General features: G+C 64.7%; 23 protein-coding genes. 10 read left to right on the plus strand and 13 right to left on the minus strand.

The genetic code is table 11. The annotated features are described in order from the left end of the window. Positions 1 to 420 (plus strand): Zn-ribbon domain-containing OB-fold protein, encoded by a 420-nt coding sequence (locus ACLQI9_RS11775; RefSeq protein WP_442377694.1) that lies wholly within the window; start codon positions 1 to 3, stop codon positions 418 to 420. Then, positions 413 to 1,990 carry a fatty-acid--CoA ligase FadD1 gene (gene fadD1, locus ACLQI9_RS11780; RefSeq protein WP_442391700.1) on the plus strand — a complete coding sequence of 526 codons (1,578 nt, stop codon included), beginning with the start codon at positions 413 to 415 and terminating at the stop codon, positions 1,988 to 1,990. Before ACLQI9_RS11775 ends, fadD1 begins: the two co-directional genes overlap by 8 nt. A gap of 9 nt (positions 1,991 to 1,999) precedes the next feature. On the opposite strand, the gene ACLQI9_RS11785 is transcribed toward fadD1, so the two are convergent. From ACLQI9_RS11785 to dtd, 3 genes are all read right to left on the minus strand, one after another. After that, positions 2,000 to 2,896 (minus strand): class I SAM-dependent methyltransferase, encoded by an 897-nt coding sequence (locus tag ACLQI9_RS11785; protein ID WP_442377690.1) that lies wholly within the window; start codon positions 2,894 to 2,896, stop codon positions 2,000 to 2,002. 10 nt (positions 2,897 to 2,906) lie between these two features. After that, positions 2,907 to 3,812 carry an anti-sigma factor RsbA family regulatory protein gene (locus tag ACLQI9_RS11790; RefSeq protein ID WP_442377688.1) on the minus strand — a complete coding sequence of 302 codons (906 nt, stop codon included), beginning with the start codon at positions 3,810 to 3,812 and terminating at the stop codon, positions 2,907 to 2,909. A gap of 201 nt (positions 3,813 to 4,013) precedes the next feature. Beyond that, positions 4,014 to 4,445, minus strand: coding sequence for a D-aminoacyl-tRNA deacylase (dtd, locus tag ACLQI9_RS11795; RefSeq protein ID WP_442377686.1), 432 nt, complete (start codon positions 4,443 to 4,445; stop codon positions 4,014 to 4,016). Positions 4,446 to 4,484: 39 nt separating this feature from the next. Between dtd and ACLQI9_RS11800 the strand changes: the two genes are divergently transcribed. Together ACLQI9_RS11800 and ACLQI9_RS11805 are read left to right on the plus strand one after the other, a co-directional pair. Then, positions 4,485 to 4,802 (plus strand): MTH1187 family thiamine-binding protein, encoded by a 318-nt coding sequence (locus ACLQI9_RS11800; protein ID WP_442377684.1) that lies wholly within the window; start codon positions 4,485 to 4,487, stop codon positions 4,800 to 4,802. Between the two features lie 110 nt (positions 4,803 to 4,912). Next, complete coding sequence (locus ACLQI9_RS11805) at positions 4,913 to 6,193, plus strand: competence/damage-inducible protein A (RefSeq protein ID WP_442377793.1); 1,281 nt, start codon at positions 4,913 to 4,915, stop codon at positions 6,191 to 6,193. A 10-nt stretch (positions 6,194 to 6,203) separates the two neighbouring features. Here the strand turns inward: ACLQI9_RS11805 and ACLQI9_RS11810 are convergent, their stop codons facing one another. Together ACLQI9_RS11810 and ACLQI9_RS11815 are read right to left on the minus strand one after the other, a co-directional pair. Then, positions 6,204 to 7,490: an MFS transporter gene (locus ACLQI9_RS11810; protein WP_442391701.1), complete on the minus strand. Its 1,287-nt coding sequence runs from the start codon at positions 7,488 to 7,490 to the stop codon at positions 6,204 to 6,206. Positions 7,491 to 7,532: 42 nt separating this feature from the next. Continuing rightward, positions 7,533 to 8,447 (minus strand): alpha/beta fold hydrolase, encoded by a 915-nt coding sequence (locus ACLQI9_RS11815; RefSeq protein ID WP_442377680.1) that lies wholly within the window; start codon positions 8,445 to 8,447, stop codon positions 7,533 to 7,535. A gap of 162 nt (positions 8,448 to 8,609) precedes the next feature. On the opposite strand from ACLQI9_RS11815, the gene ACLQI9_RS11820 reads away from it, so the two are divergent. Together ACLQI9_RS11820 and ACLQI9_RS11825 are read left to right on the plus strand one after the other, a co-directional pair. Beyond that, complete coding sequence (locus ACLQI9_RS11820) at positions 8,610 to 9,677, plus strand: amidohydrolase family protein (protein WP_442377678.1); 1,068 nt, start codon at positions 8,610 to 8,612, stop codon at positions 9,675 to 9,677. Between the two features lie 177 nt (positions 9,678 to 9,854). Continuing rightward, positions 9,855 to 10,439 carry an XRE family transcriptional regulator gene (locus tag ACLQI9_RS11825; protein ID WP_442377676.1) on the plus strand — a complete coding sequence of 195 codons (585 nt, stop codon included), beginning with the start codon at positions 9,855 to 9,857 and terminating at the stop codon, positions 10,437 to 10,439. A gap of 19 nt (positions 10,440 to 10,458) precedes the next feature. On the opposite strand, the gene ACLQI9_RS11830 is transcribed toward ACLQI9_RS11825, so the two are convergent. After that, positions 10,459 to 11,676, minus strand: a complete 1,218-nt coding sequence (locus ACLQI9_RS11830) for an acyl-CoA dehydrogenase family protein (RefSeq protein WP_442377674.1) — start codon at positions 11,674 to 11,676, stop codon at positions 10,459 to 10,461. Positions 11,677 to 11,789: 113 nt separating this feature from the next. Between ACLQI9_RS11830 and ACLQI9_RS11835 the strand changes: the two genes are divergently transcribed. Next, positions 11,790 to 13,031 (plus strand): esterase/lipase family protein, encoded by a 1,242-nt coding sequence (locus ACLQI9_RS11835; protein ID WP_442377672.1) that lies wholly within the window; start codon positions 11,790 to 11,792, stop codon positions 13,029 to 13,031. Between the two features lie 4 nt (positions 13,032 to 13,035). Here ACLQI9_RS11835 and ACLQI9_RS11840 read toward each other — a convergent pair whose 3' ends face one another. The 5 genes from ACLQI9_RS11840 to ACLQI9_RS11860 all read right to left on the minus strand — a co-directional run bounded on the left by ACLQI9_RS11840 (position 13,036) and on the right by ACLQI9_RS11860 (position 15,886). Continuing rightward, positions 13,036 to 13,539, minus strand: coding sequence for a hypothetical protein (locus ACLQI9_RS11840; RefSeq protein WP_442377670.1), 504 nt, complete (start codon positions 13,537 to 13,539; stop codon positions 13,036 to 13,038). A gap of 40 nt (positions 13,540 to 13,579) precedes the next feature. Beyond that, complete coding sequence (locus ACLQI9_RS11845) at positions 13,580 to 14,038, minus strand: STAS domain-containing protein (protein ID WP_442377668.1); 459 nt, start codon at positions 14,036 to 14,038, stop codon at positions 13,580 to 13,582. Positions 14,039 to 14,226: 188 nt separating this feature from the next. Then, the gene (locus ACLQI9_RS11850; RefSeq protein WP_442377666.1) at positions 14,227 to 14,721 is read right to left on the minus strand and encodes an SRPBCC family protein; all 495 of its coding nucleotides are present in this window, start codon (positions 14,719 to 14,721) and stop codon (positions 14,227 to 14,229) included. Continuing rightward, positions 14,721 to 15,362, minus strand: coding sequence for a nitroreductase family protein (locus tag ACLQI9_RS11855; protein ID WP_442377664.1), 642 nt, complete (start codon positions 15,360 to 15,362; stop codon positions 14,721 to 14,723). The genes ACLQI9_RS11850 and ACLQI9_RS11855 overlap by 1 nt, the downstream gene beginning before the upstream one ends. 41 nt (positions 15,363 to 15,403) lie before the next feature. Further along, complete coding sequence (locus ACLQI9_RS11860) at positions 15,404 to 15,886, minus strand: carboxymuconolactone decarboxylase family protein (RefSeq protein WP_442391702.1); 483 nt, start codon at positions 15,884 to 15,886, stop codon at positions 15,404 to 15,406. A gap of 128 nt (positions 15,887 to 16,014) precedes the next feature. Between ACLQI9_RS11860 and ACLQI9_RS11865 the strand changes: the two genes are divergently transcribed. The 3 genes from ACLQI9_RS11865 to ACLQI9_RS11875 are packed head-to-tail and all read left to right on the plus strand — an operon-like array spanning position 16,015 to position 18,899. Next, on the plus strand, positions 16,015 to 16,713 hold the full coding sequence (locus ACLQI9_RS11865) for a hypothetical protein (RefSeq protein WP_442377660.1): 699 nt from the start codon (positions 16,015 to 16,017) through the stop codon (positions 16,711 to 16,713). Positions 16,714 to 16,720: 7 nt separating this feature from the next. Further along, positions 16,721 to 18,166, plus strand: a complete 1,446-nt coding sequence (locus ACLQI9_RS11870; RefSeq protein ID WP_442377658.1) for a class I adenylate-forming enzyme family protein — start codon at positions 16,721 to 16,723, stop codon at positions 18,164 to 18,166. Between the two features lie 19 nt (positions 18,167 to 18,185). Then, positions 18,186 to 18,899: a hypothetical protein gene (locus ACLQI9_RS11875; RefSeq protein ID WP_442377656.1), complete on the plus strand. Its 714-nt coding sequence runs from the start codon at positions 18,186 to 18,188 to the stop codon at positions 18,897 to 18,899. Here the strand turns inward: ACLQI9_RS11875 and ACLQI9_RS11880 are convergent. Then, a complete protein-coding gene (locus ACLQI9_RS11880; protein ID WP_442377654.1) occupies positions 18,885 to 19,907 on the minus strand; it encodes an NAD(P)H-dependent flavin oxidoreductase in 1,023 nt (340 codons plus the stop codon). The genes ACLQI9_RS11875 and ACLQI9_RS11880 overlap by 15 nt on opposite strands. Next, entirely contained in the window at positions 19,904 to 20,296 is a 393-nt protein-coding gene (locus ACLQI9_RS11885; RefSeq protein ID WP_442377652.1) for a tautomerase family protein, read from the minus strand. The genes ACLQI9_RS11880 and ACLQI9_RS11885 overlap by 4 nt, the downstream gene beginning before the upstream one ends. Between the last annotated feature and the right edge of the window lie 119 nt (positions 20,297 to 20,415).

Here is a 20,415-nt window from a genome sequence, read left to right on the forward strand (position 1 = left end):
ATGACCGAGCCGCGACCACTTCCCGAGGCCACGCCGGTCTCGGAGCCGTTCTGGCATGCGCTCACCGCACACCGGATTTTGGTGCAATATTCGCCTTCGTTGGGACGGTACGTGTTCTATCCGCGCACGCTGGCTCCGGGCACGCTGGCCGACGACCTCGAATGGCGTGAAATCGACGGCGCCGGTTCGGTGTACACCTTCGCGGTGGCGCAGCGACCGACCGGCCCGCCGTGGGCGGATGCGGTACCGCAGATCCTCGCGGTGGTCCAGTGGGACGCCGGGCCCCGGTTCAGCACCGAGCTGGTGGGGGTCAATCCCGCCGACGTCCGGATCGGCATGCGGGTGAGCCCGGTGTTCTGCGACATTCCCGATACCCGGGTCACCCTATTGCGGTACCGACCGGAGCCAACCGATGTTTGAGACCGTCCAGCAGTTGCTGCGGGCCCGCACGCATGAGGACACACCCGCCGTCATTCACGACGACCGGACCTGGACCTGGCGCGAGCACCTCACCGAGGCAGCAGCCGAGGCATCGACGCTGATCGGGCTGGCCGACACCACTCGTCCGCTACACGTTGGCGCCTTGCTCGGCAATTCCCCGGCCATGCTGCGGTCGATGGCCGCCGCCGCGTTGGGCGGTTACGTGTTGTGCGGCATCAACACCATCCGGCGCGGCGCCGGGCTGCTGGCCGACATCCGGCGCGCAGACTGCCAACTGCTGCTTGTTGATCCCGACCACGTGCCGCTGCTCGACGGGCTGGATCTGGCGGACGTCACCGTGCTCGACGTGTCGTCGCGCCGTTACCTCGACGCGGTCGCGGCCGCACCGCCACTGGTACCGCACCGCGAGGTCGGGCCGAGCGATACCTTGATGATGATCTTCACGTCGGGAACCTCCGGCGACCCGAAGGCGGTCCGGTTCGCCCACGTGGCGGCAATCCTTTGCGGCGCAAGCCTGATCGCGCAGTTCGAAATCACCGAGAGCGACGTGTGCTACTTGGCCATGCCGTTGTTTCATTCCAATGGCGTGGCCGCCGGCTGGGCGGTGGCGATTGGAAGTGGTGCAGCGATGGTTCCGGCCCGGTTCTCGCCCTCGCGATTTCTGGCCGATATCCGCCGCCACAACATCACCTATATGAACTACGTCGGCAAGCCGCTGGCCCTGGTGCTGTCTACGCCGGAGAAGCCCGACGATGCCGACAACACACTGCGGGTGGCGTTCGGCAACGAGGCGACCGATCGCGACATCGCAGAATTCACCAGACGATTCGGCTGCCGGGTTGTCGACAGCTTCGGATCGAGTGAGTTTGCGGTCATCGTCACTCGCGAAGACGGCACCCCGGCCGGGTCCATCGGCAAGGGATATCCGGGCGTCGCGGTGTACAACCCGGAAGCTGTTACCGAATGCGCGCCAGCGATTTTCGACGAGAACGGTGCCCTGGCCAACTTCGACGAGGCGGTCGGGGAACTGGTGAATACCCAAGGTGGCGGCCCGTTCTCCGGGTATTACAACGATCCGACGGCTACCAACGAGCGGATGCGCCACGGCATGTACTGGTCCGGCGATCTGGCGTACCGGGACGCAGACGGCTGGATCTACCTGGCCGGTCGCACCGCGGATTGGCTGCGGGTGGACGGCGAGAACCTGGCAGCAGTACCCATCGAGCGAATCCTGCAGCGGCTGGCCCCGATCAACCAGGTGGCCGTTTATGGGGTGCCGGACGAACAGGTCGGCGACCAGGTGATGGCCGCCGTCGTTCTGGATGAGGGTCAGTCCCTGACGCCAGAAGCATTCGAGAAGTTCCTCGCCGCGCAACCCGACTTGTCAGCCAAGGCATGGCCCCGCTTCGTGCGGATCAACGAGGAGCTACCGAAAACAGCGACCAACAAAATCCTGAAACGCGAACTGATTCACGCGGGTGTGACCGCAGCCGGCGGCGTCTTGTGGGAGCGGGTGGGCCGCGGCACAACCTACGTCGCGGCCGAGTAGCGCGCGAGCTCAGCGGATCGCAGTGATGTATTCGGAGTGCATGATCTGGTCGACTTGCCGATCGACTTCGGGCGGGGTTCGGCCATAGTGGGCCTGCAATTCGGGGTTGGTACGGACAAGCTCGACCGCCCAATCATGTTCGGCCAGCCATTCTGCGGGTTTGGTTTTCTCCGCATCGCCGTAGGTCAGCGTGGAGAAATTCACGTCCCCGGACAGGCTGACACCGGGATAGCTCTTTTCCAGAGCGGCGAGGCGGTCTTGGTCGAGGCACGAGCCCAGGGCACCGATCGCGAGCCGGCTGCCCGGCGCGGACAGCTCACCGATGCGGGTGAACAGGGTGTCCTGCGCGTCGCCGGTCAAGTAGGGCAGTATCCCCTCCACCGACCAGGCGGTGGGCCGTTGCGGATCGAACCCCGCCGCCCGCAACGGTATTGACCAGTCGTCGCGGAGATCGGCCGGGACCTCTTCACGATGGGCGGTGGGTTCGGCTGCCCGCTCGGCGAGCACGCGTCGTTTGAACTCAAGGACTTTTGGTTGATCTACCTCGAATACTGTTGTGTCACTTGGCCAGTTCAGCCGATAGGCTCGAGAATCCAGACCGGCTGCGACGATGACTGCTTGGCGGATACCGCGGTCGGCGGCGGAGGAGAAAAATTCGTCGAAGAACCTTGTCTGCACCCCGTAAAGCCGCGGGAAGGCCGTCGCCCCCTCGGAGGTTCCCGGATCGGCAAGCAGACCGGTCAGATACGGGTCGGCCGAAGCGGTGATGAAATCCTTTGCGTAGTCGTCTCGCACCAGCGGCTGCTCGCTCGTGGCGTGGAGCGCACGCCATCCGGCTACCAGCAGTGCGGTATAGCCCACGCTGCTGACGATGTCCCATTCGTCGTCGTCGGAGCGAATTGTCATCCGGTCCCTCTCACAAGGGAAGGTAGGCGTGGATCGTCGTCTCGTCAGCAGTGCTATGGGTGAGCACCAGGTCTGCCACGGCGTTGACCACATACAGCCCGCGCCCCCGATCGCTGTCGCTGCCATACGCTCGACGCCCGGCGAGCGGATCGTCGGGACATCCGTCATCGCGGGCTTCGCAGACCACATGGCCATCATGTCGCCACAGCGCGAGCCGACACGTCCCGCCCACGTGCGTCAGGCTCGCGGTTGCCAGCTCACTGGCGACCAATTGCAGATCCGCGGTTTGGTCCGCGGACAAGCCGAACCACTCCGCGTAGGCGCCGGCGAAAGCTCGCGCGCCGCCAAGATCGGTGAGCTTCCGGGCCGTATACCTGACTGCGGAGGAGTCGCTCGACAGCGGTTGGTTGTAGCGAGCCAGCATCGCTTCCGGGGCGTATGCGGCGTTGTCGTGTTCGAACACCCCGTTCTGCCACAGCACCGGATGGGTGCGACGGGCATCGGCGATGACCTCGGGATCGAGCTGCGAGACGTGATACGGGCAGACCACCGTGACGTCCCGGCCGGTGAATGCCCAGTTGAGCAGCACCTCGTGTTGCACGCAGGCGGGGTATTCGACTTCAGATCGACTCGGCCAGATCGGTTCGCCGATCATCCGCACCGGTTGATCTGGATGCTTCTCGACAAACCTGCTCAGCACCTCGCCCAGGATGCGACTGGGGTTGCGACCCACCTCGGTCATGTCGGTCATCACCACGTGGGCGGTCAATGGGCCCAACCCGTCGGCCAGCACCGCCAGATTGGGTCCCGGTGCAGCGACAAGTACTGATTGGTCTGCCTCGAGGGCGTCGGAGATAAACGGCAACAGGCAATCGAGGTACTCCTGCTGTGTGCGGTAGAGAAGAGCGGGGTGCACAAAGGATCCATGAGAGGTTTCGTGACCACTCTGTGCGTACGTCACTCACCAGCTCCACAAACACCGGGGCGGCTCTCCCACCGGCCGCCTTCGAATCACGCTACGCCGCCCAGGCGCCACAGATGCAACATGCCGAGTTTGATGACGTGGTGTCGTCGCCGGCCACCGAATGCCCGCCGTCGGGCCGCGAGAACTCGCCAATCACAGCTCCAGCAGTACGGTCACCGGGCCGTCATTGACCAGTTCGACCTGCATGTGGGCGCCGAATGTGCCGGTCTCCACGTCGGCGCCCAATTGCCGCAACGCTTGTACAAACGCCGCTAACAGCGGCTCGGCAAGGGCCCCCGGCGCGGCGGCATTCCATGACGGTCGTCGCCCCTTGGCGGTGTCGGCGTACAGGGTGAACTGGCTGACCACCATGATCGGCGCGTTGACGTCGGCTGCGGACTGATCGTTGTCGAGAATTCTTAGCTGCCAGAGCTTTTCAGCGAGCCGCTGGGTTTTACCGATATCGTCGTCATGGGTGACCCCGACGAATGCCAGTAGCCCCTGGCGGTCCGGCCGAATCGATCCGACGACATGCCGATCGACTGACACCGTCGCCGACGAGACCCGTTGCACCAGAACCCGCATGCGCCCGATGCTGCCATGCGCCGCGAGTAGGGTCGTGGTGTGTCCGTGCTGGTCGCATTCTCCGTCACACCGCTGGGAGTCGGCGAAAGTGTCGGTGAGATCGTTGCCGAAGCCGTCCGTGTGGTCCGGGATTCCGGGTTACCGAATAAGACCGATGCGATGTTCACCGTGATCGAAGGCGACGACTGGGGCGAGGTGATGGCAGTCGTGCAGCGCGCCGTCGAGGTAGTTACCGCTCGGGCATCGCGGGTCAGCGTGGTGATCAAGGCCGACTGGCGATCGGGTGTCACCAACGCGATGGCCGGCAAAACCGCGTCGGTGGAGCGTCATCTTTCCGGGCGGCGCAGCGATCCCTGAGCCGACCGGCGGCTCATTGCCCGGCCGCTGCGTGAAAAGCGAGCTTGGTCACGTCGGCCGCAAGCACCTCTAACTCGATCATCGACGCATCCTCCTGCACGCCTAGTGTCATAGCGGTGAGCGCACGCGCGGGCATTGTCGTCACCGGAACCGAGGTGTTGACCGGTCGGGTCGCCGACCGCAATGGTCCATGGATCGCGGACCGGCTACTCGAGTTGGGAGTCGAACTCGCCCACATCACCATCAGCGGCGACCGCGCATCCGACATCGAGGCGCAGCTGCGCTTCCTGGCCGGCGAGGGCGTGGACCTGATCGTGACCAGCGGCGGCCTGGGGCCGACCGCCGACGATATGACCGTCGCGACCGTGGCGCGGTTTTGCGGACGTGAGCTGGTGCTGGACGCCGAGCTGGAGAACAAAATAGCGGCGATCTTGAAGAAGTTGATGGCCCGTATCGGGGGCGGTGATTTCGAGGCGGTGCGGGCGGCCAACCGCAAGCAGGCCATGGTTCCGGCCGGGGCGCTGGTGATCGACCCGGTAGGGACCGCGCCCGGTGTCGTCGTGCCCGGTACCCCGACCGTCATCGTGCTGCCGGGTCCGCCCCGCGAATTGCAGCCGATGTGGCGGACCGCCGTGCAGACACCCGCCGTCCAGGAAGCCATCGCCGCCCGCACGATCTACCGCCAGGACACCGTGCGGATGTTCGGGTTGCCGGAGTCCGGCCTGGCCGAGACGCTGCGCGACGCCGAGCAGCGCCTCGCGGGTTTCAACGACCTGGAGATCACCACCTGCCTGCGGCGCGGGGAGCTGGAGATTGTCACCCGCTACGAGCCCGATGCCGCAGGCGGGTACAGCCAACTGGTCGAATTGCTGCGCGATCGGCACGGGCAGCACATCTTTTCCGAAGACGGCTCGCAGATTGACGATTTGGTGGCACGGCTGCTGGCCGCTCGCCGGATCGCGACGGCGGAGTCCTGCACCGGCGGGCTGCTGGCTGCACGGCTCACCGATCGGCCAGGTTCGTCGGCCTATGTCGGGGGCGGGCTGGTGGCCTACGCCAACGAGGCGAAAACCGAGTTGCTCGGCGTGGATGCGACGCTGATCCAAGTCCACGGCGCGGTGTCCGAGCCGGTCGCCGAGGCGATGGCCGCGGGTGCGCTGCGCCGCTTCGACGCCGATACCGCGGTGGCGATCACCGGGATCGCCGGACCGGACGGGGGAACAGAAGACAAGCCGGTCGGCACCGTCTGCTTCACCGTGGCGCTCGCCGACGGCGAGTCGTCCACCCGAACACTTCGACTGCCCGGCAACCGCGCCGATATTCGGGAGCGCTCGACAACCGTGGCGATGCACCTGCTGCACCGGGCGCTGGTCGGCGCGCCTTCAGCGTGATCGGCCGAGCCTATCCGTCGTGATCCTCGTCGGTGGACGCGACGACGCTGCTTTGCTTTGTGCCGAAACGGATTCCAGTGGCGTCCTTGCCGATCGCCGTCAGCATGGCGACGACGATCAGTACCGGCACAATCGTCGCCGCCAATGCGAAGGGATAGCCGTGGGCAGCGGCCAGCCGTTCTTGAATCGGCAGGTTGAACGCCGCCAGCAGATTGCCGAGCTGATAGGTGACTCCCGGGTAGAAACCTCGGATGGCATCCGGCGACATCTCAGTCAGGTGCGCGGGGATGACACCCCACGCGCCCTGCACGACGAGTTGCATCAGAAATGAACCGAGGCACAGCATCGCCGCGGTGTGCGAGTAAGCGAACAGCGGCACGATCGGTAGCCCCAACACCGCACAGAACACAACGGTGTACCTGCGGCCGAATCTTTGGGAGAGGGTGCCGAAGGTCAGCCCGCCGACAATGGCACCGACGTTGTAGGTCACCACGATCCACTTGGCGGTGGTGCTCGACAGCGCAGCGCCGCCGTTGTGTGTGGCCGACAGAAAGGTCGGGTACACATCCTGGGTGCCGTGGCTCATCCAGTTGAAGGCGGCCATCAGCAGCACCAGATAGATGAACCGGCGGATGATGGCGGCGTCGCGCAGCACATCGCGGATTCTGGTCTGGGTCACCCGCATTCGGTCCTGCTCGGCCTCCCAGACCCCAGATTCCTTCACCCGGTACCGGATGATCAGACTGATCAGCGCCGGGACGATGCTCAGCCCGAACAGCCAGCGCCATGACAACCCGAGCCGGTCCATCACCAACAGCGACGCCAACGTTGCGAGCAGATAGCCGAATGCGTAGCCCTCTTGCAGCAACCCGGAGAAGAAGCCGCGTCGTTCGGCTGGAACCTTCTCCATCGCGAGCGCGGCACCCAGACCCCACTCACCGCCCATCCCTATGCCGTAAAGCAGTCGCAGGATCACCAGCACAGTGAAATTCGGCGCGAACGCGCACAGGAAGCCGACCACGGAATAAAACCCCACGTCCACCATCAGCGGTAGCCGCCGACCAACGCGGTCGGCCCACAGCCCGAACAGCAATGCGCCCACTGGCCGCATCAGCAGGGTGGCAGTTGTCAGGAATGCCACTTCGGTTTTGGTGTGGTGGAAAGTCTTCGCGATATCGGCGTAGACAAGCACGACGAGGAAGTAATCGAAGGCGTCCATTGTCCAACCGAGCAGTGCCGCGATGAACGAGTTGCGCTGATCGTTGGTGAGTGGCTGTTGTCCGGGCACTCGCACCATGTATCACACGGTCGGATACGACGGGGCGTACACGGGGGGAATTCAGCTCTTGTCGATGGTGTCCCACAGCTCGACCATGGTGTGCAGAATTTCCTCGGCAAAGCCCAGGCCGGCGAGATGGCTCTCCCCGGGCAGGTGGTACAGCTCCGCGTCGGGCAACCTGTCGACGACGTGCTGAGCATGGGCGAACGGGACGATGTGGTCGCGGTCGCCGTGCCACCAGCGGACCGGGATCTTCACCTGCTCGAGCCGGAATCCCCAGTCCCGGGCGAAGACGATGACATCGGCGAACGGCGCCGCCAGCTGCTTGCGGGCACCGTTGAGCAGATCGTCGAGGAACATCGCCTTGAATTCCGGGCGTACCAGCAGACGCCGATCGGCTTCGGGGGAGACATGCGCGTAGAGGTACAACGCGGGCTCCGCGATCGGCTTCAGCAGACGGATGAAACCGACCGCCGCCCACCGGATCGGAAATCCGGCCACCTCGAACAGCGGCGCCACCACTGAGCCGAGCGCCATCACCCCGCCGCCGATCGCGTCCATGCCGACAGTTGGCGCGACGCCGCCGAGCACCCCGACCGCCACGATGCGATCGGGCATCGCCGCCGCGCAGCCGAGGGTGTAGGGACCGCCACCGGACAGGCCGATGACGGCCATCTTGTCGATGCCGAGCGTGTCCGCCACGGTGCGCAAGTCATCGGCGAACGCGACGACGGTGTCGTATTGGTAAGGCGTCGAGGCCCCGATTCCGGGCCGGTCGATGCCGATCAGCCGGATGTGGTTCTCCTCGGCGTAGACCCGAGCCTCGGTCGGGATCTGCCGTCGCGCACCGGGGGTGCCGTGCAGCCAGAAGATGGCGCGTCCCTGCGGGTCGCCGAACTCGGCGAACCCGAGCTGACGGTCGTCGCCGACCGCGATGTTGCCTTCCAGCTTGGGACGAGCAATAGCGATAGCCACTACCGCAGTGTTACACGGACGCCCCATGGCCAATCCGGCGTCCTGCGGTTTTCAGGCCAGTGCGTCATATCAACAACACACCGTGGAAGCCGCGGACGGCGGTAGGGTTTCGGACGACAGCCCGGTGCTGTCGAAGCCTGGAGAGTACCTCTGGAGTGACGCATGCAGATCATCGATGCCGACGGACACGTCGCCGAGAACCCCTCTTTGGCGATCGAGGCCATGAAGCGCTGGCCGGACCACGTCACGGCCAGCGCCGACAGGAAGCCGAGGCTGTTGATCGAGGGTCGCAAGTATCCGGAAGACACCGGCCCGGGCGCCGGCTGCCCGCCGGAGCATGGGATCAGCACGGCGCCGAACATCAACTGCAGGTCAGCCGAGGGCGTGTTGGGCGACGCCGATCGCGACCACATCAACACCATGGTGCTGTATCCCAGCCTCGGCCTTTGCGCGCCCAGCCTCGAAGATCCGGAGTTCGCCGCCGGGTTCGCCCGCCTCTACAACCAGTGGATCGCGGATTTCTGCGCACCGGCGGGCGGCCGACTGCGCGGCGTCGCGGTGACCCCGATCGAGCATGGGCCGGTGGCGGTCGACGTCATGCGGGAAGCCAAAGACCTCGGGCTGGTGGCCACCCTTGTCCCGCCGGCGCTCAAGACGCGCAACCTCGACCACCCAGACCTCGATCCGTTCTACGCGGCTGCGGTCGAGCTCGACATGCCACTCGGCATTCACGGCGCGCCGGGCATCCATCTGCCGAAGATCGGTGTCGATCGCTTCACCAACTACATCCAGGTGCACTGCATCAGCTTTCCTTTCGACCAGATGACGGCGATGACCGCGCTGGTATCCGGCGGTGTTTTCGATCGGCATCCCGGATTGCGGGTGGCCTTCCTCGAAGCGGGTGTGGGATGGGTGCCGTTCTTCATCGACCGGCTGCACGAGCATTTCGAAAAGCGCGGCGACTGGATCGACCATGGTTGGCAACGCGATCCACAGGAGTACGTGCGGGCCGGCAACATCTTCGTGACCTGCGAGCCGGAAGAGCCGATCCTGCCCGGCGTCATCGACGTGCTCGGTGATAACTTCATCATGTTCGCCAGCGACTATCCGCACTGGGACGGCGAGTGGCCCGAAAGCACCAAGCACCTGCGCACGCGCCCGGACATCAGCGAAGCCGCGCGGGCAAAAATCGGCGGGCGCAACGCGCAGCGCTTCTACGGCCTCAACTGAGCCAATCGGCACGGGCCGAGCATTGCGGGAGCCGAGTCCGGCTACTGAACGCGTGCGCACTACCCCTATAGCGGGTCGACGCTGTTACCGATACCCTCGTCCATGCAGCCGTCGGGACGGAAGTTTGGTAACGGGCCGCCGAACCTGAGCTGAACACCACCACAGAATTGAGGGGCCATGGGCGAATTCGATCCACATGAAGGCGAAGCGCAAACAATTGTGAATCTCGCCGAGGCTGCGATGCACATGTACCGCGCTGCCATCGATTCGTTGCCTTTTCCTGAGGACAAGAAATTCCAGAAACGGGCCGAGGTGGTTCTCACCGGTATGCGCAAATTGCGCGCGGCACTGACCGAAGCGGCCAGTCACGGCAGGTCTACCCCCACGGTCATGATGGCGCTCAGCGATTGCCGGCGACGCTACGACGATCTGATGGAGCGCGCCGCATCGGCTCCCGGATCGACTCTCGGACAACAGCTTTACACCGCACGCGTCTACGCCAAGCTGTCGCCCCAGGAGGCGGCACATGGAGTGGGACTTCGGCCGGAGCTGCCCGACGAGCTCGAGTTCGGCGGGACTCCGTCCGACAACGAGACGCCGCTAATCGAACAGCTGATTTCCGCGATACGCGCGGTGGCCGGTCTGGAGAACCGCGAACACCCGGAGCACCATCAGCCGCCCGCCGACGAGCATCTCAACGGCTGGGAAGAAGCCTTGGTCGTGAACGGCGCCGACGACGAGGCTAACGCGGCAGCTCACTAGTCCTCCGCGCCCGCAGGTCTCACCGAATGGTGAGGCCGGTGAGCGCCCTCGCGATGACGAGTCGCTGAATCTCGCTGGTGCCTTCGAAGATGGTGAAGATCTTGGCATCCCGGTGCATCCGCTCGACCGGGTAATCGCGGGTGTAGCCGTTGCCGCCGAGTATTTGGATCGCTTCATCGGTGACGTACACGGCGGTCTCACTGGCGAACAACTTGGCCATCGAGCCCTCCGCTGAGCTGAACGGCTTGTCGTTTCGTTGCATCCAGCTGGCCCGCCAGACCAGCATTCGCGACGCGTCGATGCGGCTTTTCATGTCGGCCAGCTTAAACGCGATGGCCTGGAATTCGGCGATTTTGCGGCCGAACTGTTCGCGCTGGCGAGAGTACTCCAGCGCGTACTCGTAGGCAGCGCGCGCGATTCCCAACGCCATCGCACCCACAATCGGACGGGTGCGCTCAAACGTCATCATCGCCACCTGACTCGATGTGCGATGCCCTTCCTTGATTTTGGCGATCCGGCGCTCGAAACGCTCTCTGCCGCCAAGGATCAACTCACCGGGGATGCGCACATCATCAAGCACCACCTCGGCCGTGTGGGATGCCCGAATACCGTGCTTTTTGAACTTCTGCCCCTGAGACAGACCCGCTGTGCCGGGAGGCACGATGAACGTCGCCTGCCCCCGCGTGCCCAGGTCGGGCTCCACCGACGCCACCACCACATGGACATTGGCGATTCCACCGTTGGTAGCCCACGTCTTGGTGCCGTTGAGCACCCACTCGTCGGCGGCTTCGTCATACTTCGCCCTGGTGCGGACGGCTCCGACGTCAGAACCGGCACCGGGTTCCGAGGAACAGAACGCGGCAAGCTTGGGATCGCCCGGGCTGCCGAACATCTGCGGCAGCCACTCACCGAGTTGCTGCGGGGTTCCGTTAGCGGCCAGGGCGGCCGCGGCAAGCCCGGTGGCCATGATCGACAAGGCAATTCCGGCGTCACCCCAGAACATTTCCTCGAACACCGTCGGCATGCCCAGACCGCTGGATTCGACCGCCATTTGGCCGAACAGGTCGGGGGTGTACAGCCCGACCTTGGCGGCTTCTTGGATGATCGGCCACGGGGTTTCTTCCCGCTCATCCCACTCCGCGGCGGCCGGCCGGATGACCGACTCGGCGAATTCATGCACCCAGTCACGGACGTGCACCACTTCCTCCGACAGGTCCATCGAAAAGGTGGCGTCCATTAGCGCTCCTATCAGCGGTCTGTGCCGCGAAGTCTTGGCGTAGGTAGCTGACCCATACAGTAAACGCTTGTATACTGAAACGACAAACGGGCAGCTCAGCCAAAGGGGGCTACATGCAGCGCAGTGATATCCGGGCGCTCGGCGCCCTGGCGGGGGAGGCGTCGTCGGTGGTGACGACGTTGGTGCGGGGGATGCACGCGGGAATCGCCGGCCGCGTTTTCGGCTCCATCGGACCGTCGGCGGCACCGACGAGGACGATCCATGACGGGCTGACGCGGGCGATCTACAGCAGCGTGGACCGAGGCCTGCGCGGCGTAACGCACGCCGTGGGCACGGTGGCCGCTGAAATCTGGGGTGACGACGGCCACGAGGCTCTCGAATCACGCATCGGGCCCGCCGCAGCCATCGCCGCAGTGAATGGCATCTATGGCGATGAGCTGACCGAGCGCGACAACCCGCTAGCCGGCGCGATGGCCATCCGACAGCACGGCAAACCGGTTCCGCTGACGACCGAGTCGCTGGCAGCCGCATTTCCGACGGCCACCGACCCGGTTGTCGTGTTTGTACACGGCTGGTGTCTTACCGAGCGGTCATGGTCTCGGAGGCCACCCGAGGGCGAGGACAGCCGCAGCTATGGCGAACGGCTCTGTGACGACCTTGGATTCAGCCCCGTTCATCTGCGGTACAACAGCGGGCTGGACGTGTCGGTGAACGGCCGAACGCACGCCGAAGTGCTGGACCGGTTACACACCTACTGGCCGGTCCCCATCACCGAGCTCGTGCTGGTGGGCCATTCGATGGGCGGACTGGTGGCGCGCAGCGCTTGCCATTACGGCGCCCAGTTGCAGCATCGATGGACCGACGCGGTCAGTCATGTCGTGTGCCTCGGCTCGCCGCATCTGGGAGCCGATCTGGAAAGGGGCGTAAGCATCGCGTCGTGGGCGTTGGCCCGGTTGCCCGAGACCCGGGCCATCGCAGCCTTTTTGAACGTCCGCAGCGACGGAGTCAAGGATCTGCGGTTCGGTGCCTGTCTTGACGAGGACTGGTGCGACGCCGATCCGGACGAGTTCTTGCGCGATCGTTGCCATGACGCGCCGTTTCTGCCTCATGCCACCTACCATTTCGTGGCTGCAACCGTCACCCCGTCGCTGCTCGGGATCATCGCCGGCGATCACCTCGTGCGGTCGCAAAGCGCAGCGGGCCGCGGTAGGTCGCGGCACATTCCCTTTGACGTTGAGCAGGGACTGACGCTGACCGGGTTGAACCACCTCGACTTGCTGAACCATCCGCTGGTCTATGCGCAGCTGCGCGACTGGCTTGCGCAGTCCCCGGCCAGCTCTGCGGGCCGGCTTTAAGACGTCACGGCTTCGGCGGTGGGGGTGCCTGCGCTCCGCCGATGAGTGAGTTGAGGATGCCCAACGTCAGGTTGACGTCCGCTGGCGATTTGCCCGGGTCGGGGGTCGCCGCGTCGTCCTTCTGCCACGGCTGGCAACCGTCGGTCTTGAACGCCTTGTCGGTCGGGTCGATCCGCACCACCTGCGGCTTTTTGCTCATCGCGTTATCGACCACCTGTTTGCCGTCGTCGCCGGGGCCGAGCCTCTTCCAGTAGCAAACGCCCTTATCGAGCGGCCCGGCCGAGGTGTAGGTCCCGGGCACGATGTCGGTTCCCACCGCGTAAGTGCCGTCATGGTCGATGGTCGTCTTAGGTCCGGGCGCCTGCGGTCCGGGCGGCGGCGCGGGAGCCGGTCCGGGAGGCGGCGCAGGTGGATCGGCACTGGCGAGGCCGGCAGCCGCACCCCAGCTCAGCGCAGTGAGCGCCGCCGCGGCGATAGCGGTTGACTTCGACCTCACGATTAGCAGCATACGGGGTTTGCGCAGGACGCGCCGGAGCCTGATTGCGCTGCTAGGCGGTTTTAGTGAGCAGCGGCAGCAGCAACCGACGGCGTGCAGAGTTGGCGTCCGCGAGGTGGTGCAGCGCCTCGTGTACCGAGCCGAAGACGGGAAAGCTGGATTCCTCGCGGGTGATCAACAGCGCCGTGGTCACTTCTTGGTTGGGGATCATCGACCACTCCAGCCCGGCGGCGCTGCAGACGGCATCGACACGGTGGAGAAGTCGAACAGCTTGTGTTGCAAAACAATCCAGGCCGGACAAGTCAAGGACAAATGCCTTGTCCGGCAGGATGAAGCGCTCGGAGTACGCACTCACCTGATCGACATTGGTCGCGTCGACTGCGCCGCTGATCGTCACGACGGTCGCCAGGTGGCGGCACTGGGCCCGCACCGCGGCACCGTTGCAGTCAAATGGAAGATGCGCGTGACGCGGCGTCGAGTACGAAGTCGCCGAAGCAATCGAATCGGTCATGAGCGCCCCCAGTTCTCACACATGTTTGTGCGATACGGGTCGAGGAATTACCTCAACCTGTTTGAGACGCTAATTTGTTACTCTAAGGTCACTGGGTGCGGCCTTTAATACTTTGCTAAGAAACAATTTTCAGGTACCGACCGAAAGGCTGCATAACCTGCTGACAGCCTACTGGCGGGTACAGCCGCCTAGGTCAGCCGCTTGACCGACCCCGCATAGCTGAGCGCGTGCTCGTAGATCTCGAGGTTGTCGCGAGAAATCTTCGCGTGCACCGGACGTTCGAGAAGGAATCGCAGCACGGGATTGAAGGCGTGGTAGGTCTCGTGGAAGGTCAGCACGGTGGTGCCGTCGGGTTGTTCCTCAAGTTCGTGGTAGCCCTCGGCGCGCGACCACAGCGGTTTGCCGATCGCCACGTAGCGCGAGAGCTTGTTGATCTTCGCCTCGGTGACCGTCTCCCACGATCGCCCCTTGCCACCCGACAACAGGTAACTGGGCACGGGGAAGACACAGGTGCGGACCAAGCCCTCACCGGCGTCGTCGCCTTCGTTCAGGATCTCCATGCTGCCGGTCGCCCACTCGAGCACCCGCGGCTTGGGCGAGTTCGGCGGTGCCGGTGGATGCAGCACCCGCCATACCTTTTTCGGGGGTGCGTCGACGTGGAATCGCACGGTGTAAGACTGCATCAGCTTTCTCCAACAGGCTGTTCCCAGCTATCCCAGTAAGTGACGGTCTCCGCGGGCGGCCGGGCCGCCGGCCGGAAATCCGTGCCAATCGTGTACGCCACCGGGAACAGCGCGGCCTGCGTGACCGTGGCCGGGATTCCGAGCAGTTCGGCCACCTCCTGCTCCTTGGCTAAATGCATTGTCGTCCAGACCGATCCGAGACCGCGGGACCGCAGCGCAAGCAGGAAACTCCAGCCCGCCGGGATGATCGACGCCCAAGCCGACGCGGCGGTCAACACGCTGGAGTTATCGATGCGGTTCTCCAGGCAGGGGATGACATGCACCGGAACTTGGGCCAGTGTGTCAGTGAGGCTGAACGCGCTGGCGTACACGCGCTGGGTTTGCGGGTCGGACGTGTCCTTGGCGGCGAGTGCAAGATACTCAGCGCCGATGCTGCTGTAGATCTCCGCGATGGCGGCGCGTTTGTCGGCGTCGGTGATCACCAGCCACCGCCAATCCTGCGTGTTGCTTGCCGTCGGCGCTTGCATCGCAAGTTGTATGCATTCGAGGATCACCTCGCGACCGACCGGTCGGGTCAGGTCAAGACGTTTGCGTACCGACCGGGTGGTGGTGAGCAATTCGTCGACCGATGCGATGTCCACTCTTTCTCGACCGTTCCTCTCAAACCGTGATGTCCACTCGCTCAGAGATCGATTGCGCACGACTGGTCGACGCCGAGCACGGTCAGCGAACGTCCCAGACCAAGGAAAACCGCGACACACAGTGTGAGATCGAGGATTTCCTCGTCGGTGAAGATTTCATGCAGCCGTCCGAAGAACGCGTCGTCGATCGATGCATGGTCATTCGCGAATCGCTCGGCGTATTCGATGGCAAGACGTTGCCGCGCCGTGTAGCCGGGGTAGGTGGCGTAGGCCGCGACATTCTCATACAGCTCCGGCGCGACGCCCGCCTCGAGCACCGAATCCGCGCGGAAGTCCGCGCACGCGACGCAGTCGTTGATCTGCGCGATCCGCATCCTGGCCAGTTCGCGCTCGTCCGGGGGCAGAATGCTCTGCTGGTAAGCACCGCGAATCATCCGCTCGACCATGTCGCCGAGTTGCGGTCGCAGCGTCCAAATCATTGCGGCCTCACCACCGGGGCCGTCCGGCACATCAAGCCTGGCCATGGATGCGAGCAAACCAGATGTTTGCCTTGACTGTCCAGGTGTTGCGACCCGTGGACAGGATAGGACGCCGGGATTACCGTCCATTGAGCGAAGGCGCGGTGCAGCGCTCGCACAGGAGGTCTCGCGGCATGCTCTTCATCCACGAGGTACACAAGGTGCGGGGACGCGCCGAGGATGAGTTCGAGGCCGCATTCCGAGACGGCTGGATGGCCATGCTCGCTGCCGGTGACGAAGCCCGGTTGCTCTGGTACGCAAACCAGGCCCACGGCAGCGGACCCGCCTACACCGTCATCACCGTGACCGCCATTCGCGACGGAGCAGCATGGGAGCGCCTGGCCCTACGGATTCAGAAAGGCGCTTTGCGGCGATGGATGCGCGAGCTCGACGAGCTGCGGCACGACGTCGACGCCAAGCTCCTCGTTGCGCTTCCGTGGTCGCCCCTTCTGGACGTTTCATTCGACGAGGTCCCCGTCGATGGACGCGAACACGAGCTGACTCTCTACATGGAGGACACCATGTGGCCCTACGAGGACAAGTTCGCCGAATACATCGACCGGTGCGGTGAGGTGTACGCCAAGGGCCTCGAACGGCCGGCTTCGATGTTGACGATCCAGGCTGCGTTCCAGCCGGCTTTGGGCAGTCACCTGCGCCGAGAAGTGGTGCTGATGCAGCGCATTTGCCAGCCGGAAGCGCTGCTCAACCTCCTTCGGACCGAGATCCCATCGGACTACCGCGCACCGGGAACCTGGATGTACGACGCATTGGACCTGCGCGATCAATGGACCAGCCGGCTGCTGCGCACCTCCTCGTGGTCACCCCTGTATTGAGCCGCGCATGAACATCGGGATGATCATCGACGCCGCCGCTACCGGTGATCCCGACCGCGTCGCGCTCATTATCGGCAAGCGCGTCATCGGCTACGGCCAGCTGGCAGCGGCTGTCGAACGCTGCGCCGCCGGTCTGGCTGCCAATGGTGTGGCACCGGGAACCCGCGTCGCCGTCGTCGACGGCGGCAGCCTGCTTTCCATCGCATCGGTTCTCGGCGCGGCGCACATCGGTGCAGCGGCAGCGCTGATGAACCCCGCGCTCACAACATCAGAGCTGCGGGGCCTGATGCAGAATGCGGGGTGCGCCGACGTCGGGGTTGCAGGAGAGGCACACGCGGACCGGCTCCGTGAAGCGGGCGCGAGCAAGACATTGACAGCGGCTCATCTATTGAGCGACAGCCCGATTCCCGCTGCGAAGACAGTGGAGGAGATCGACGACCGCGACGCCCTGGTCCTGTTCACCAGCGGTACCACCGGGCTCCCGAAGGCGGTCGGAATCACCAGCGGGCAGCTGAGCACCCGGATCCGCGGAATGGGGCAACCGTTCCGCGCGGACTCAGCGCCCACGGTGTCGATGATGTGTGTCCCGTTCTTCCACGTCGGCGGATCCCTGGGCATGCTCGGCACCCTGTACTCGGGCAACACCTCAGTCGTGCAGGAGCGGTTCGACGCTGCAGAGTGGTTGCGGCTGGTGCAGGAGCATCGGGTACGCACCGCATTCCTGGTGCCGACCATGCTCCAGCGGATCCTCGACCATCGCGACTTCGCCGGAACCGACCTAACCTCGCTGATCGCCATCGCCTACGGAGCGGCGACCGCGCCCGTCGCATTGGTGCGCCGTGCAATGGCCGCCCTGCCGCATGTCGCGTTTGCCAACGTGTTTGGCCAGACCGAAACGCTCGGCGCCTACACAACCTTATTGCCGGAGGATCACCGCGATCCCAACCGCGTGGGCTCGGTAGGAAAGCCGCTGCCCGGGGTTGAAGTCCGTGTGGTGGATCCCGACACGGCGGCCGACGTCGAGGCGGGAGTTGTCGGCGAGTTGTGGGTCAACACCATCCAGAACGTCACCGACGGCTGGCTGCATACCGGTGACCTCGCACGGCGGGATGCCGACGGCTACATCTACCCCAGCGGCCGGCTCAGCGACACGATCAATCGCGGGGGAGAGAAGTTCGGGCCGATCGAGGTCGAGGAAGCACTGCGTACCCATCCGGCGGTGAGCGACGTCGCGGTCGCCGGGATTACCGACGAGGAGATGGGTCAGCGGGTGGGCGCGGCGGTGGTGGCTCACCTCCCCGTGACGCTCGAGGAGCTGCGGTCGCATTGTCGTGACCGCATCGCCTATTTCAAGCTGCCTGAGCGGCTGATGATCGTCGACCACATCCCGTACAGCGAGACCGGCAAAGTCAACCGCCGCCGGCTCGCCCTGTTAATCGCAGATAACGCCTGAGCGGCCGAAAGGAGTCACCGTGCTGTTCCTTCACGAAACCCACCGGGTCGTCGGCGCCCGCGAGGACGACTTCGAGGCGGCCTACCGCGAAGGCTGGATGCCCACCCTGGCGCAGGAGGACAACGCTCGGTTGCTGTGGTACACCAACCACGCTCACGGCTCGGGAGTGGCGTACAACGTGGTCACTGTCACCGGCATCGCCGACGGCGCGGCGTGGGAAAGCCTGGCCCGCCGGGCGCAACGAGGCGATCTGGCGCCATGGATGCGCGAATTGGACAACCTGCGCCACGAGGTGATCGGGAAGATCCTGCTGCCGGTCGAGTGGTCGCCGCTGCAAGCAGCGGACCTGATGACCGTGCCCACCGACGGTGCAACGCATCCCCCGAGTTTGTTCATGGAGGACACCGGATGGCCTTACGCCGCGCTGGACGACTACATCCGATCGTGGGATGAGATCTACTACCGAGTGCTTTCCAAGGCCCCGCCCGGGAGACGAGTGCTCGAAATCCAAGCCTGCTTTCAGGTAGCGCACGGGAGCCACAAACGCCGAGAGGCAATGCTGTGGCAGAAGATTGACGCGACCAACGACTACGCCGCCCTGCTGCATCTGCTGACTACGGACATCCCACCCGAGCACCGCGGACCCGGCACCTACATGTTCGAAGCGCTGAAGTACCGCGATCAGTGGGAGAGCCGCTTGCTTCGAACCTCTACGTGGTCACCCCTGTACTGATCGAGGACTAAAACCATTCTCTCCGTTTAAGATTCGATTCGCTTCCGCCGCCATTTCGGCGACGATGCCAGCCGCCGGACGAACGTCGTCGACGCGTCCGATTGCCTCGCCGACGAATATGGCGGCGATGTCGAAGTCCTCGGCTGCGACAGCGGTTTCAAAGGTGTTCACTACATCCGGCAACGACGACAGTAGTTCGGACTCGTTGCCGTGCCAGCCGTCGACGAAGGGGTTGCTCAAAGCTCGCTCGTTGTATTGGGGCGGCCAATCCAGGCGCCGCACAACGTCATAGACCCGCGTGCGGTAGGTGCTGTCTGCACTAGCCCGAATGGCCCGCTGCTGCGCCCGCGGCGACACCAGCGCCTCGGGGGAGGCCCAAAACCTGGTGCCCACCAGCGCGCCATCGGCACCGAGGGTTAGCGCCGCCGCGAGCCCACGGCCGTCGGCGACACCGCCGGCAGCCAGCACAAGCGTTTCAGGCGAACGTTCGGCGGCCAGGTCCACGACGTCGGGGACCAGCGTGAAAGTCGAACGGACAGTCATTCCATGCCCACCTGCCTCGCCGCCCTGGGCCACCAGGATCTCCGCGCCGGCATCCAGCGCCTCACGCACCTGGTCGAGAGTCTGCACCTGTGCGATAAGCGGGACGCCGGCGGCGTGGATGCGCTCGGCGAACGGCTGCAGATCACCGAACGACAACATGATCGTCGCCGGTTGCCGCTCCAGCGTCTCATCTAGCAGCTCGGGCTTGCGGGCCAGACTCCACGTGATGAAGCCGCATCCAACCCGCGTTCCCTCGGCCAGGCCGAATTCGCGCTGCAGCCAGTCCGAGTCGCCGTAGCCGCCACCGATGAGGCCCAGGCCACCGGCCGACGTTACGGCCGCGGAGAGCCGGCCGCCCGAAATCAGTGCCATAGGCGCGGACAAGATCGGATGTTCGATGTCGAAGAAATCGGTGAGACGGGTTTTCAGGGATTTCCGCGATTCACGCGACCCAGCCGCGCTCACGTGAGCTCTCCAGTGAGGAACTGTGCCCGGCCGTGGCCGAAAGACCAGTCCTCATCGCCGTTGTCGGTGATTGAGACGATTAAATCGGCCGGGTCAAGCCCGCATCGCGTGGCGAGGTTGGCGGCCACCAGCTCATAAAACCGCTGCTCCATTTCGGGTGAACGACGCCGGCTTACGACGTGCAGAATCACCAGCCGAGAAGAGCGGTCAATCCCGAGACCGGTATCCCACGCGACGATCTCATGATCCGGGTGGGTGCTCACCACCTGGTAGCGGTCGCGCGGCGGCACCCCGAACGCTTCGACGACGGCGTCGTGCATTGCGTCCAGTAGCGCCCGGATTTCGTCAGGCGATCGGCCCTCGATGAGGTCGACGTACAACAGCGGCATTGTTTTCTCCCGTACTGGCGGGACACGGCGCGCCCGTCGTGATGCTGACGCTAGACGCGCAAACACCACCTGTGAACTGCTCGCATATCAGCGGATTGTGTCCAAGCCACACCGAGTCG

This window comes from Mycobacterium sp. (assembly GCF_052143115.1).
Lineage (GTDB): Bacteria > Actinomycetota > Actinomycetes > Mycobacteriales > Mycobacteriaceae > Mycobacterium.

What these genes read in the sequence shown, in the direction of transcription:
- ACLQI9_RS11775 (WP_442377694.1), top strand. Translation starts at nt 1, where the DNA reads ATGACCGAGCCGCGACCACTTCCCGAGGCCACGCCGGTCTCGGAGCCG.
- ACLQI9_RS11785 (WP_442377690.1), bottom strand. Translation starts at nt 2,896, where the DNA reads ATGACAATTCGCTCCGACGACGACGAATGGGACATCGTCAGCAGCGTG.
- ACLQI9_RS11825 (WP_442377676.1), top strand. Translation starts at nt 9,855, where the DNA reads ATGGGCGAATTCGATCCACATGAAGGCGAAGCGCAAACAATTGTGAAT.
- ACLQI9_RS11885 (WP_442377652.1), bottom strand. Translation starts at nt 20,296, where the DNA reads ATGCCGCTGTTGTACGTCGACCTCATCGAGGGCCGATCGCCTGACGAA.
- ACLQI9_RS11810 (WP_442391701.1), bottom strand. Translation starts at nt 7,490, where the DNA reads ATGGTGCGAGTGCCCGGACAACAGCCACTCACCAACGATCAGCGCAAC.
- ACLQI9_RS11865 (WP_442377660.1), top strand. Translation starts at nt 16,015, where the DNA reads ATGCTCTTCATCCACGAGGTACACAAGGTGCGGGGACGCGCCGAGGAT.
- ACLQI9_RS11840 (WP_442377670.1), bottom strand. Translation starts at nt 13,539, where the DNA reads ATGCTGCTAATCGTGAGGTCGAAGTCAACCGCTATCGCCGCGGCGGCG.
- ACLQI9_RS11830 (WP_442377674.1), bottom strand. Translation starts at nt 11,676, where the DNA reads ATGGACGCCACCTTTTCGATGGACCTGTCGGAGGAAGTGGTGCACGTC.
- ACLQI9_RS11850 (WP_442377666.1), bottom strand. Translation starts at nt 14,721, where the DNA reads ATGCAGTCTTACACCGTGCGATTCCACGTCGACGCACCCCCGAAAAAG.
- ACLQI9_RS11845 (WP_442377668.1), bottom strand. Translation starts at nt 14,038, where the DNA reads ATGACCGATTCGATTGCTTCGGCGACTTCGTACTCGACGCCGCGTCAC.
- ACLQI9_RS11860 (WP_442391702.1), bottom strand. Translation starts at nt 15,886, where the DNA reads ATGGCCAGGCTTGATGTGCCGGACGGCCCCGGTGGTGAGGCCGCAATG.
- ACLQI9_RS11820 (WP_442377678.1), top strand. Translation starts at nt 8,610, where the DNA reads ATGCAGATCATCGATGCCGACGGACACGTCGCCGAGAACCCCTCTTTG.
- ACLQI9_RS11835 (WP_442377672.1), top strand. Translation starts at nt 11,790, where the DNA reads ATGCAGCGCAGTGATATCCGGGCGCTCGGCGCCCTGGCGGGGGAGGCG.
- fadD1 (WP_442391700.1), top strand. Translation starts at nt 413, where the DNA reads ATGTTTGAGACCGTCCAGCAGTTGCTGCGGGCCCGCACGCATGAGGAC.
- ACLQI9_RS11870 (WP_442377658.1), top strand. Translation starts at nt 16,721, where the DNA reads ATGAACATCGGGATGATCATCGACGCCGCCGCTACCGGTGATCCCGAC.
- dtd (WP_442377686.1), bottom strand. Translation starts at nt 4,445, where the DNA reads ATGCGGGTTCTGGTGCAACGGGTCTCGTCGGCGACGGTGTCAGTCGAT.